This is a genomic window from Croceibacterium mercuriale, from assembly GCF_000802385.1.
GTDB lineage: Bacteria > Pseudomonadota > Alphaproteobacteria > Sphingomonadales > Sphingomonadaceae > Croceibacterium > Croceibacterium mercuriale.
On record NZ_JTDN01000004.1, the window covers coordinates 25,644 to 38,523 of the forward strand.

8 protein-coding genes are annotated in these 12,880 nt (G+C 69.5%); all 8 read left to right on the plus strand.

Annotated features, from left to right (window positions below; all coding sequences use genetic code 11):
* Positions 1 to 32 precede the first annotated feature (32 nt).
* Entirely contained in the window at positions 33 to 1,667 is a 1,635-nt protein-coding gene (locus tag PK98_RS15365) for a hypothetical protein (RefSeq protein WP_039097946.1), read from the plus strand.
* A gap of 5 nt (positions 1,668 to 1,672) precedes the next feature.
* Positions 1,673 to 3,706 carry a hypothetical protein gene (locus PK98_RS15370; RefSeq protein ID WP_152608765.1) on the plus strand — a complete coding sequence of 678 codons (2,034 nt, stop codon included), beginning with the start codon at positions 1,673 to 1,675 and terminating at the stop codon, positions 3,704 to 3,706.
* Positions 3,707 to 3,735: 29 nt separating this feature from the next.
* Complete coding sequence (locus PK98_RS15375; RefSeq protein ID WP_039097947.1) at positions 3,736 to 4,410, plus strand: hypothetical protein; 675 nt, start codon at positions 3,736 to 3,738, stop codon at positions 4,408 to 4,410.
* A 268-nt stretch (positions 4,411 to 4,678) separates the two neighbouring features.
* Positions 4,679 to 6,805, plus strand: a complete 2,127-nt coding sequence (locus PK98_RS17125; RefSeq protein WP_161792461.1) for a hypothetical protein — start codon at positions 4,679 to 4,681, stop codon at positions 6,803 to 6,805.
* Positions 6,802 to 8,754, plus strand: coding sequence for a hypothetical protein (locus PK98_RS15385; RefSeq protein ID WP_039097949.1), 1,953 nt, complete (start codon positions 6,802 to 6,804; stop codon positions 8,752 to 8,754). The genes PK98_RS17125 and PK98_RS15385 overlap by 4 nt, the downstream gene beginning before the upstream one ends.
* Complete coding sequence (locus PK98_RS15390; protein WP_039097950.1) at positions 8,751 to 9,278, plus strand: hypothetical protein; 528 nt, start codon at positions 8,751 to 8,753, stop codon at positions 9,276 to 9,278. Before PK98_RS15385 ends, PK98_RS15390 begins: the two co-directional genes overlap by 4 nt.
* On the plus strand, positions 9,278 to 9,745 hold the full coding sequence (locus PK98_RS17130) for a hypothetical protein (protein ID WP_039097951.1): 468 nt from the start codon (positions 9,278 to 9,280) through the stop codon (positions 9,743 to 9,745). The genes PK98_RS15390 and PK98_RS17130 overlap by 1 nt, the downstream gene beginning before the upstream one ends.
* A gap of 47 nt (positions 9,746 to 9,792) precedes the next feature.
* A complete protein-coding gene (locus PK98_RS15400) occupies positions 9,793 to 12,870 on the plus strand; it encodes a helicase-related protein (protein ID WP_039097952.1) in 3,078 nt (1,025 codons plus the stop codon).
* Positions 12,871 to 12,880 lie beyond the last annotated feature (10 nt).

The window sequence follows — 12,880 nt, forward strand, 5'->3', positions numbered from 1 at the left end:
CGGGGGTTGGCGGATCGTGCAAGGGGGTAAGCATGAGGGATTCTGGAAATGTGCGGCGGCTGGTCGGGCGTCTGGCGGCGGACGCGCTGCTGATGGCGATCGTCGCCACGCCGGCGATGGCGGAGCAGGTCAGCGGCACCGGGCGGGCGCCGATCACCCGCGACACCGACAGCGTCCACGCCGCCGCCCTATCCGAGGCGCGGCGGCAGATCGTGGTCGCGCTGCTGCGCGGCTCGATCGGGGCCGACCGGCTGGCGGAGGTGGATCCTGCCACGATCGAGGCGATGGCCGGGCAGATCCGGCCTGACATGATCGTGGACCATGCCAGCGCGCGCGAGGGCGAGACCTATGTGCTGACAGTCCAGGCCGATGTGGATGGCGGCTGGTTCACCGGGCAGCTGAGCGATTTCGGGATTGGCAATTCGTCTCTGGTGGCGGACAACAATCGCAGCCTGATCCTGGTCATGCTGGACGAGGTGGGCGGCACCGCCAGCGATTTTTCGCAGCCGGCGGAAACGCTGGTGGAATATGACCGGCGCACCGGCGGGTCGTATTCCGACCAGTCGAGCGTGCGCGAAAGCAGTCGCTACGCACAGGCCGCGTCGTCCCGCTCCGCCTCCGCCACATCGTCTCGCCGGTCGGATGCGGCCAGCAGTTCCGGTTCAGGTGCGTACCGGGTGCAAGGGTCGTCGGCCGTCGGCATGTCCGACGGATATGGCGGTGCCGCCGCCGGGCGCAGCAGCGGCAGCGCGGCTGGCGGCTATAGCGGGCGCTCCGCCAGTGCCAGTAGCGCACGCAATGCCAGCGCCAGCGCCAGCCGGTCGAGCAGCGCGGCCAGCGGGTCGCATTCCTATGTCGCGCAGAACGATGTCGCGGCGGAGGTGCATGACGATGTCAGTTACCGCGAACATGTGGTGTACCAGCGCCCGCCCCAGACCGCTAATGGCCGCGCGATCATGAACGCGCTGTCGGGTGCGCTGGGCCGGTATGACGTGGCCACCACGCAGAGCGGGCCGGTGCTGGCGAGCTATTTTCTGGATGGCGTGCCGACCTTTGCCCAGCTGACGCAGGATGCGCGTTACCAGCCGTTCCTGGGTAGCCTGGCGGCACCATTCTTCATGGGCGGGCAGTTCGCCGTCACCCATGTAGGCCGCGACCCGGCGACGGGCAGCGCGGTGTGTTCGGGATCGCTGGATGCCGGCGCCTTCGCCACGGCGGACGGACGCAATCTGGGCAATGCGCAGGTCACCAGCACCATGAACGGGATCAGCCCGGAAGATTGCGGCAACAAGCTGTCGGTCGCGCTGGCCGGACAGGCGGCGACGCAGATGGGCCCGGCGATCCAGCGCCACTGGCGCACGGTCGGCAGGGTCGCGCGCGGGCAGGATACCGGGCAGCTGGCCAATTACACGCTGGTGCTGCGCGCGCCTGCGCTGGACATGGACATGCAGCTGGACATGCTGGAGGCGCTGGGCGCGATTGATGGGGTCAGCGGGCAGAGCTTCGTGTCGCAGGACGACACGGAGATGCGCTTCACCGTGCAATATGCCGGCGGCCTGCCGCTGCAGCTGGCACTGGGGCAGCGGTTGCGCGGCAAGCCCGCCTTTGCCGGGCTGGTGCCGCGGGTGGACGGGCGCAGCCTGCTGCTGTGCGTCGGCGGCTGCTGATACGGATGCGGGGTCACGGGTGGCTGCTGGCGGCGGGCGCGGCGGCGTTGCTACCGCCGGCGGGCGCGGCACGGGCGCAGGACGCGCCGCACATCTGGGCGGCGCCGGGCCTTTACGGGCTGGAGCGCAGCGCCTGCGCCGCGACGGCGGAGGACCAGGCCGAAGGGCTGGTGACCGCCACGATCGATCCCGCCTTCTGTTCGCTGCTGGACGAGGGCGCGCGGCAGCGGGTCGGCGCGCGCTTCGCGGAAGCGATGGCCGCTCATTTCCCGCAGGTGGAGGGGCGCTTCGCCGAAAGCCTGCCGCTTGATGCCACGGTGGCCGCGCGGCTGGCGCATACGCTAGTCGCATCGTTGCGGTTGTCGCGCGCGCAGATGTGGCGGGTGGACAAGCCGGTCGGCACCGATGGCTATCTGCCGCTGACCCTGACGCTGGATGTGACGGACGGCGCCACTGGGGAGGTGGTGTTCAGCCACACCCGGTCGGAAATCGCTCAAGGAACCTGGGCGCCCGAGGCGGTGGCGGGGGAGATCGCCGCCCGCCTGCCGGACCAGCTCGACGCCACGATGCAGCGGCTGGTGGCGGACGCCGCCGCCACCTGGCAACCCTGGGTGCAGCAGATGCGGGTGATCGGCCGGGCGGAGGATGCGCTGATCATCGATGGCGGGCGCGATCGCGGCCTTCGCGTGGGCGACAGCATCGGCACCGATGGCCGGGTCACCTGGGTCGGGCCGGACTATGCCGCGGTGCGCACCGTGCTGTCCCGGCCCGAGATCGGCGAGGTGCTGAGCCGGCGCGCGGCCAGCCCTGCGACCAGCCTGGCGCGGCCTGCCGTGCTGCCGGTGATCGCCGCCGTCCCGCCGGGCTATGCCATTCCTTACCTCCAGCAGATCTTCGGGGAGGAGCTGGCCCGCGGCGGACAGTATATGCCCGTGCCGGTCAACCCAGCCTTCAGCCGTCTGCGCACACTGGCGCTGGAGGAGGCGCAGGCGCCGCCCGCGCCGGCGCGCAGCCTGCCCGATTTTATCGCCACGCTGCAGATCGTGGCGCTGCCTTCCGCCGCCTTTGCCAGCAATGTGCCCGGCGTCATGATCGAGCGTCACGAGGCGCATGCCTTCGCCACGCTGGCTGACCGCAGCGGGCGCATCGTGGGCGCGTTCCACGGTACCGGCCGCATAACGGACGAGGTGGCGGGTGACATGCGCCATTCGGTGCAGCAGCGGCGCGACACCGCGGTACGCAACGCGCTGAACGACCTGGCCGACCGGATCGGCGCCTTTCGACCCGAGACTGGCTTTGTCGAACTGGCAGATGGCGGCGATGCGCCGCTGATCGCGGATCCGGGCGGGGTGCTGCCGCTGGGCGCGCAGATGCCGGTGCTGCGGCGGGTGAGCGGGATCGACGGGCGGCGCGATGTGCTGGTGCCGGTGGGTGATATCCGCACGCTGGCGGCGGAGCCGGCCGGCATCCGCGCCGCCCAAGCCGGGTTGGGGCAGGTGGGTTTGCGCCGGGGCGACCTAGTGCCGACGCTGCGTGGCGGCCCGCCGCTGCGGTCGCGGCGCGCGCTGATGCGGTGCCGGGGTGCCGATGGCGCGCTGGCGCTGGACACGCGCGGCGGCGTGGCGATGACCGCCTGGCCGATGGCGGCCGAACTGGGCTTTGCCGGCGGCGCGGGTGTGGCGTTGTTCGACGGCGACCTGCCGGCCCGGCTCGCCGGGCTTGGCGTGGAGTTCGGCGAATGGAAGGACTTTCCCGCCGCCACCGCGCGCGACCCGCAGGAGTGCTTCACCCCGGTGATCGGCATCGTGCCGGCGGCGGCGGGCGGATACGACCTGACGGTGGGCTACACGCTGTTCGGCGGCGGCACGATCGCCGGCGCCAAGCTGGCGGGTGGGGGGCTGCAATCGCTGCTGACCCCGTCGCGCATGCCGGCCGACGCACCGGCCGAAGCGGTTAGCGCCATGCTGCAGTTCGACCTGGTGGAACAGGTGCTGCCGCTGGCGTTGAAGGCGGCGGGCGGGCTGTCGCTGGGCGATTGAGTTTCAATACAACAAGGGGGTTTAGGTCGATGAAGAAGTTTGCAAGCGTGATCGTGGCGGCCGCGGTGCTGGTCACGGCAACCGCGCCGGTGCCGGCGGCGGCGCAGTTCGGCGGGTTGGCGCGCCGGGTGCTGGGCGGCGGCGCCGCCGCCGGAGTGTCCAATGCCGATGGAGAGGCGTTCCTGACCGATGCGGCGCGATCGACCAAGAATATCATGATCTCCGCCCTGGTCCTCTCGCAGATGCTGGAGAACCACGGCGACCTGGCCGGCGCCCGGATCAAGATCGAGCAGTTGCAGGGCGCGCAAACCGTGGGCGAGCTGGACGCGCACAAGGCCACGCTGGCCTCCAGCCTGGAAGTGCTGAACAGCCGGGAGGATGTCGGCGCCGAGCTCACCGCCGCCTACGAGGCGGGCAATGACCAGCAGAAGCAGCTGATGGCGGTGGCGCTGGGCAATCTGGCCATCGGCGTCGCGCGCAACGTCATGTTGGCCGAGCGCGCGCCCGGCATGGTGGAAGGGATCGGCGGCAACCCGCAATTGCTGACCCGCATCGGCCAGTTCCGCTCCGCCGCCAGCCTGCTGGGAATGCAGGCGACGGGCTTGGGCAAGATCGGCGGCGCGCTGCCCGGCCTGCTGCGCACGGTGAAGGTGGAACTGCCGGCGGACGCCGCCACCAGCGAGCCGCAGCCGATCGTGCTGTAAGAGCGAGGATCGGCGCCATCCGGCCCGCACGGGCGATCGTGCGGCCGGGTGGCGAGGTGGCGGGGGGAGCCTTCGCGGCAGAGGCCGGCGCATGTCCCGAAACGGAACTGTGCCGGACGGATTTCGCCCGTATTGTCCGCAGTTTAGCACTTGCCATTGCATCATCCAACCCGAAGATCGCAGCGGGGGGCGATCCTCTGCCTGCACTTGCGACCGGATTTGACAGGGTGCGTTGGAATAGGCGGCGCGTGCCGCGATGGGGGACTGATTGATGCAAGTTGTGACGCCGGAAGCTTATCTGGCCACGCTGGTGCGCCGCCTGGCGGCGGTGGATAGGGCCACCAGCTACCTTGAGGGAGGCGACAAGGACGCGCGCCGTGGTTTCATCGGTGACCTGCGCCGGGCGCAGCGGGACTGCCGGATGACCGCCCTGCTATACGACCATACGGTAGTGGCCGTTGCCGGCGATCAGGGCGCGGGCAAGACCCGCTTGATGCGGCTGCTGTACGACCTGGATACCGAATGGCTGGGCGACAATGCCGGCCGTGGCGAATATCTGCCGGTGCTGGTGCTGGAAGATGCGCGGGTCAGCAAGGCCGAAGGTTGCCTCTATCGCTGGGACGACCAGACCGCGCCGGGCGCGCCGCGCGGCGAGGCCGTTACTGCCGAGGGTTTCAGGAAGGCGGTGACAGCCTGGGGCGACGACCTGGTCCTGCCGGTGCTGCGGGTGCCGCCCCGCTATTTCGGCGGCGCCGCCAACAGCGGCTTCCTGCTGCTGCCCGGTTACGAGAAGATCACCGCGAAGAACCGGGCTTGGCAGGATTTCATGCGGCTGGCGCTGGTCGCGTCCAGCGCGTGCATCCTGGTGACCAATGGCGGGCTGCTGGCGCAGGCGCAGGATGCGATCCGCACGGATCTGCAGAAAAACCAGCTCGCCGGGGTGCAGCCGGTGATCGCCGTCACCGGCACCGAGACGCTGCCTAGGCAGCGGCGGCAGGAACTGCGCGAAACCGCCGCCGCCCGGTTCGGGGTTCCGCTGGATGGCGTGGTCTGCACCGGCGTCGGCGATCCCGCATATGAGGACGCGATCCGGCAGGAGCTGCGCGCCGCGTTGGGCCGGCAGGGCGGCGTCGGCCTGCGCGCGCGCGATCGGCAGCTGGAGGATCTGGAGGAGTTGAGCCTGCATGTCGGCCTGGTGGTCAGCGAAGCGCGGCAGGCCGTGCGCAGCGGCCGGGATGCGCAGCCGGAGAGCGAGGAGCTGCGGCTGGAGATCATGGACGTGCTCGACCGCGCGATCGAGGACATGCGGGCCGATTACCGGCGCAACCTGGAGGCGAAGCTGGCCGGGGTGGAACGGCAGGCGCTGGCAGCGGCGCGGCACGATTTCGATGAGGCGGAGACAGGGTGGATGGCCCGCTTCCGCGATGTGAAGGATAATGTCCTGCTGAAAGGCGTCCGGGCAGAGGAGCGGATGCATGCGCGGTTGCAGGCGGCGGTGGAGGACAGCGGCGGCGGTGCCGCCTTCGCCCCCGTGCACGCCACTTTGCTGGCCGACCTGTCACGCAGCCAGCTCGCTTTGCCGGAGCCGTCCGCGCCGGAGCCGGCAGGCGCGCTGTCCGAACTGCCGGATGGAACAGGGGAGGTGACGATCCTGGACCGCGCGGCACCGTCGGGCACGCAGAAGTCGCTGCAGGCGCTGCAGGGTGTCCTGGCGCAGCGGCGTGATCATAACAGCGCCCTGCCGGACCGGCAGGATGCCCAGGAAATGCGCGGAGCCGTGCGGCTGCTGCCGGCCATCGCCACCACCTACATGTCCGCCATGCAGAGCGGGGTCATCGCCGTCACCGGACCGGGACAGGTGCCCACCACCGACCTGCGTGAGATATTGCAGGACGTCACCGACACCACCGTGGAGATGCACGGCCTGACCAAGCCGCTGCTGAAGGCGGCCGCCGGCGTGCTGGCGATCGATGTCGCGGTGGATGGGGAGGTGGATTCCATCCCCGCGTTCGCCAGGGCGCTGATGAGCGTGGTGCAGGGGCCGGGATCGACCGTCGGCTCGGCTGCGGTGGGTGCCGTCGGGCCGGTCGGCATGGCGATCGGCGCCGCGGTGATCGCCTATGCCGTGATCTCTTCCCTGGAGAAGCAGCAGGCCAGGGGGCGGGCGCATGTGACGGAGGCGATCGGCAGCGCCTTCCGCGAGCAGAGAACCCGCCATCTGGCGCAGTTCGACGAGCTGATGAGCTGGATCAGGCGACGCGTCAGCGACCGGCTGGAGGTCCTGCTGCGGCTGGACGAGGGGCTGGGCAACCAGCTGCGCGCTACGCTGGCGATCGACGATCTGCGGGAGGCGCAGACCAGCTTCCTGGAGGAAATGCGCGGCCGCACGGCATGAGTACGTCCGTCTGGCAGGCGCTCCACGCCGAGACGCGCGAATGGGCGGTCCGGGCGAACGAGGAATGGATCGCCGACCTGTCGCCCGACGGCCGCGCCCTGCCGCAGCGCAGCCCGGAAACGATGGTGGTGCTGTTCGGACCCACCCAGGTGGGCAAGACCACGCTGTTGTTGACGCTGCTGGGCATCGCGGAAGGGGCGGCGTTCGATGCCGTGCAGCATGTGCTGCGCGGCGGGCGCCGGCAGGGGCAATCATCGACCGCCACCCCCATGCGCTATGCCCGTTCTGTGGATGACCGCTGGCGGATGCACCGGGCCGATGCTCCGGGCCTGACGGCGGAGCAGATGGCGGAGGAGCTCGCCATCATCCGCGAACAGGTGGAGAATGGCAGCTGGCAGGCGACGGATCCGGTATCGCTGTACATCCCGGCCTGCCATTTCGCCGACAGCGATCCGCCCGTGCGCGTGGCCATCCTGGACCTGCCGGGCATCGCCGCGGCTAACGAGGCCGAGCGCGCGCTGGTGACGCGGATCGCGCAACGCCACGTCCCTGCCGCCAGCCTGATCCTGCTGATCGGCGCAGGCAGCCATCTGGGCGTGTTCGAGCCGGAGAAGCTGGGGCAGGAGCTGGAGGAACTGCGGGGATGGATCCGTTCGCCCATCCGCTATCGCCTGGTGGTCACCTATGCCTGTTCGCAGGATTCGGTGCGGCGCTGGCGCGACAAGGAGGCAAGCGCCGGGCGGCCGTGCGATCTGGCGGCCCTGCAGGGGCTGTTCGCGCAGGAGTTTGCCCGGTTCGAGATGACCATGCCGGCGGACCTGCCCGGTCGGATCTACCCGTTGGAGCTGGGCAATAGCTGGGCAGGCATGGCACAGGCGGATGACGATCATTACCGCTGGGCCGTGCAGGTGCAGGCAGCGGCGCGGCAGTCGCTGACCGACGATATTCGTCGATCCTGCGGAGGGGAGCGACGGCTGCGCATCAGCCAGGAGGTGCGCGAGCAGGCCTATTGGCGGCGGGACGATCTGTGGCGGCAATGGCGCGGGACGCGGGCCGCATTCCGCACGTCGGCGCAGGATCGTGCGGCGGCGATCGCCAAGGCGCAGGCGGACAGCGCGCGGTGGCAGCGGCGGTTCGAGCGTTATGATGCGCGTCTGCGGCGGCTGGACGGGGTGGAGGCGCTGATCGCGGGCACTGTGCGCCGGTTCGTGCGCGACGCCAGCGTGGCCGCGCAAAGTGTATCGCCAGCGGCCGGCCAGTCGCAGCAGCAATTGCTGAAAGGTCGCAAGCCGGTGCCGGCCACGGTCAGCGCGCTGCAGGAATGGCTGGCCGACGACCAGGCCAGGCTGACGGCCGCGTGCGACCGCATCACCGAATGGTTCACCGGGGAAACCGGGGTGACCATTACCCCGGTGGAGCTGCCGGCCTGCGCACAGGTGAGGCAGGTACGCACGCTGCTGAAGGATTACGGCATGGACGCCTACTGGACCTGGGTGACCAGCCAGTTCGAGGCCGACAGCAACGCGCTGGCCCATGCTGCCGATGCGCAGCGCAAGCTGCTGATGGAGCAGGTGCCCGGCTTCTTGCTGGCGCAGCTGCAGGCAGGCCGCCAGCTGCCCCAGGCGCGGCGGCGGATTGCCAGGCAGCAGCGTGACCTGAGCGAGGCGCGGATCGAGCAGCAGGAGGCGGCGCTGGCAGCCTTGCGCAAGGAACGCCGGGCAGCGTGGGAACTGCACGGGAGCCGATTGAAGCCGATCCGGCAGGATCTGGCCCGGGTCGCGCGGTTCGAGGCCCACATGTCACACGCCCTTGCCGGCGAAGCGCGGCGGGTCGCGGCCCTGGTCGACGCTGCAGTGTGTGACAAGCAGCCTGCAATGGCGCTGGCCCGCTTGTGCCAGTTGCGCCTCAGCCGCACCATTCATCAGACTTATTGCACAGGAACAGCATGAGCCAGACCAATACCGCCGAAGCCGAACTTGCCGACCTGCTGGAGAAGCTGATCGCAGCGCCGGTCAAGGGCGAGCTGACCGATCACCTGCACGAGGTAGAGGACCGCTTCCGGGAGCAGCGCAAGACGTTCGCCGCGCAGATTTCCGACATCCGCGATGTGACAACCACCGAGGCGAAGCGCCTGCGCGGCCAGATGGAAGGGGTTGGCGCGCTGGTGGAGCAGCACGGCGGACAGGGCGCTGCCGATGCGGCGACGGCCCGCGATCAGGCCGCCCGGCATGCCGAGGCGCTGCAGGCGCGCCTGTCCGACGTGCTGGGCGGCATCGCCGCACTCACCGCCGAGCAACGCGTCGTGCGTGATGAACTGCGCTCCGCTCGCGAGGCGGTGGCGGCCGAGCGGCGGGCGCAGGCGGCCGAGGACAGTGCCGCGCGCCGCGTCCAATTCCGCAACCTGGCGCTGCTGGCGCCCGGAGCCGGCCTGTTGGGGGCCGGCGCGGTCGAGCTGCTGCACCTGTTCGTCTGATGGATGAGGTGGTGAAGATGGAAAAGCCGGCCGCAGCCGCGCGGCAGGCGTTCTGGTCCATGTATGAGGACCGTGATCCGGCCAGTGCGGATGACCGGAAGATGGCCGGCGCCACCGTTCGCTGGCGCGCCGTGCCGGATACCCGGATGGTGGTGTCCCGCTTCACGCAAGAGAGCGGCGTCGGTCTGTTCCTGCGCGGCACATGGGGTCAGAAAGTGGCCACGATCGCCCACCGATTGCGCGCGGCCGACGACCAGTTGAGCGCGGATCTGGGCACCGGGCTGGGCGATCCGGACCATCCCTACACGACACTCCTCCCGGTCGACTGGACGGATGCCGAAGCGGTAACCGCCGCGATCGAGTGGCTGGTGCGGCGGACGGACGATTATGCCGACGCGGTTGCCAAGCATCTGCGTGCCGACGGGCCCGGCCGGAGCCCGGATCAACAATCATACGTCCGCATCTGACGTATATTCCAGCCACCACGCAAAAAACGCCAACCGCAGGAGCCAGCATGTTCACCGTCGGGGATGTCGTCCGCCTCAAGAGCGATCCTTCGCGCGCGGGCGTGTTCACCGGGCAGGTGGAGGAGCGGCGCGGGCGGCGGTATTGCGAGGTGCTGCTGGCCGATGGCAGCGGCACGCAGAAGCTGCCGGAGGCGCAGCTGATCGCCAACGTGGTGGCGCAGGGGCCGGTAGAGGATCTGCGTCATGGCCGCTTCAGCCCGCCGGACGCGCTGCGGCGGCATCTGCTGCATCATCGTCTGACCGGGCGGCTGCGCGACATGATCTACAGCATGGATGTCACCGATACCGACTTCCACGCCTATCAGTTCAAGCCGGTGGTCAAGCTGCTGGCATCGCCGGTGCAGGGTCTGCTGATCGCGGACGAGGTGGGCCTGGGCAAGACGATCGAGGCGGGGCTGGTGTGGACGGAGCTGGTCGCCCGGTTCGACAGCAGCCGGCTGCTGGTGGTCTGTCCCAAGAGCCTGACCGAGAAGTGGCGGCTGGAACTGTGGCAGAAGTTCTCGGTCGATGCCAAGATCGTTGATGCCGCGGGCCTGCTGGACCACTTGCAGCGCGAGGCGGCCGGGGAAGGTGACGGCTTTGCGCTGATCGTTTCGCTCCCCTCCGTCCGCCCGCCGAAGGGGTGGGAGGAGGAAGGCGACAGCGCGCGCGCGCAGCTGGCGCGGTTCCTGCGTGATCGGGAGAGCGGCGGCGCGCTGCTGGATTGCGTGGTGTTCGACGAGGCGCACCATCTGCGCAACCGAGAAACGCAGGGCCACACCTTTGCCCGCGCGGCGATGAATGTCAGCGAGTTCAAGCTGCTGCTGAGCGCGACGCCGATCAACCTGCGGGGTGAGGACCTGCGCAGCCTGCTGGCGCTGCTCGACCCCGAGACGTTCGACAATCAATGGACGTTCGAGCTGCTGAGCCAGGAGAACCGCCCGCTGGTCGCGGCACGCGAAGCAGCGCTGCGGCCGCAGACAGGCTGGCCCGAGCTGCTGGCCGAGGTCGGGCAATTGCAGGCCGGCTCGGTGCTGAGGATCGGGCACCAGCTGGCCAATCTGCGCGCCGAACTGGCGGGCGGCGCGCTGCCGGACACGGCCGAGACGCGTACCCGCATCGCCGCGCAGCTAGAGGAGATGTCGCTGCTGGGGTCGGTGGTGAACCGCACCCGCCGGCGCGACGTGAACGATCGGCTGGTCAAACGGCAGGTCGATCACCTGACATGGAATATGAGCTTGGAGGAGCGCGCATTCTATGACGCGGCGTCTGATGTGGTGCGTGGCCATGCGATGGGGTTGCAGGCGTCCGAACGGTTCCTGCTGGCGACACCGCAGCGGCTGATCGCGTCCTCTCTGCCGGCGGCCGCCCGACACTGGACGGCGCGGGCCGCCGGCTGGTTGCAGGATGAGGAGGCGGAGGGGCAAGCCGCCTTGCTGGCGCAGGCCAAGGTCGGGCCACTGTCGGCCAAGCTGGCCGAAATGGCGGTGGCGGGAAAGTGGGCCGCGCGGCTGGCGGCGCATGATACCAAGGGCACGTGCCTGCTGCAGGCGATCCGTCAGCACCGGGCGCAGGGTGACGACAAGCTGATCGTCTTTTCCAGCTTTCGCGTGACGCTGGACTACCTGGCCGGGTTCCTGGGCGAACAGGGCGTGGCGGTGGAGGTGATGCACGGCGGCATGGACGAGCCACGCACGCAGATCATCGCCCGCTTCGCCGCGGCACAGCAGCCGACCGTACTGCTGACGTCAGAGGTGGGGGGCGAGGGGCTGGACATGCAGTTCTGCCGCACGATCATCAATTACGACCTGCCATGGAACCCGATGAAGGTAGAGCAGCGGATCGGCCGCGTGGACCGCATCGGGCAACGGGCGCAGCGGATCAACGTCACGTCCCTGATCGCGGCCGACACGATCGAGGAGCAGATATATGACCGGCTGTACGGTCGGCTGCTGGAGATCGAGCAGACGCTGGGCGGGTTCGAGCCGATCCTGGGCGAGGCGATCCACCAACTGGAGCAGCGGCTGCTGGATCCGAACCTGACCGATGAGGAGCGGGCCGACGAGGTTTTGCGCAGCGCAACGGCATTATGCAACCGCCAGCGGCAGATCCGCGAGCTGGAGGAGGAGGCACCCGGCCTGATCGCGCATGGCGACATGATCCTAGCGCAGATCGAGGCCAATCACCGGCCAGAACGGCGGATCGAAGGCGAGCAGCTGGCCGATTATGTGCATGAGGCGATCGCGGGCGCCTATCCCGGGTGCCGCATCGATGCCGAGCGTGACCGGCCCGGCCTGTACCGCATTCAGCTGACGGAGCGGGCACAGCTGGATCTGAAGAAGGTGATCCGAAAGGGCGGCAATTACCGCACGCGACTGAGCCGGGAGCTGAAGGTGCTGGCTGCATTCGAGCGGCTGCCCGGCCTGCCGAAATCTGCCGACCTGGTGACGAGCGTGCATCCACTGGTCCGCCTTGCCACGCAGATCCGCCGTGACAAGGCGGCGGGTGTGACGATGCAACCGGTCACGCGGGTGACGGTGCCGGCGGCCGATGCGGGTCTGCCGCCGGGCGATTACCTGGCCTTGATCGAGAAATGGGCGGTCGAAGGGGCGAATACGGTGAACGGCATCCACCATGCGGTGATGGATTCCGGCGGCGCGATGCTGGAGGATGCACGGGCGGAAGCGCTGGTACAGCTGGCGCTGGTGCGCGGGCAGTTCGATCCGGCGCTGGCCGATTGTACGAGCTGCGCCGACCGCATCGCGGCCGGGCCGATGGCAGCGGCGGCGGTGGCGTTCGACAGCTTCCTGTCGGACGAGGAGGCGCGCCACATCGACCGCGCGGAAACCAGCCTGGCCAAGATCGAGCGGCAGCGGACAAAGCGGGTCGAAGAGACCGAGCAGCGCATCGCCCGGTGGGAGGGCGAGGGCAAGTCCGCCGCCGTGCGGATGATCCCGGCCGAACGGGGCCGGCTGAATCACTTCCTCGCCCGGCTGGATGAACGGGCGCAGGAGATCGCGGCAGGAAGCGAACGCTTTTCATACCAGCAGGAGCAGTTGGGGATCGCGGTCATCGCCGTGATCTGAAGGGGTTTCT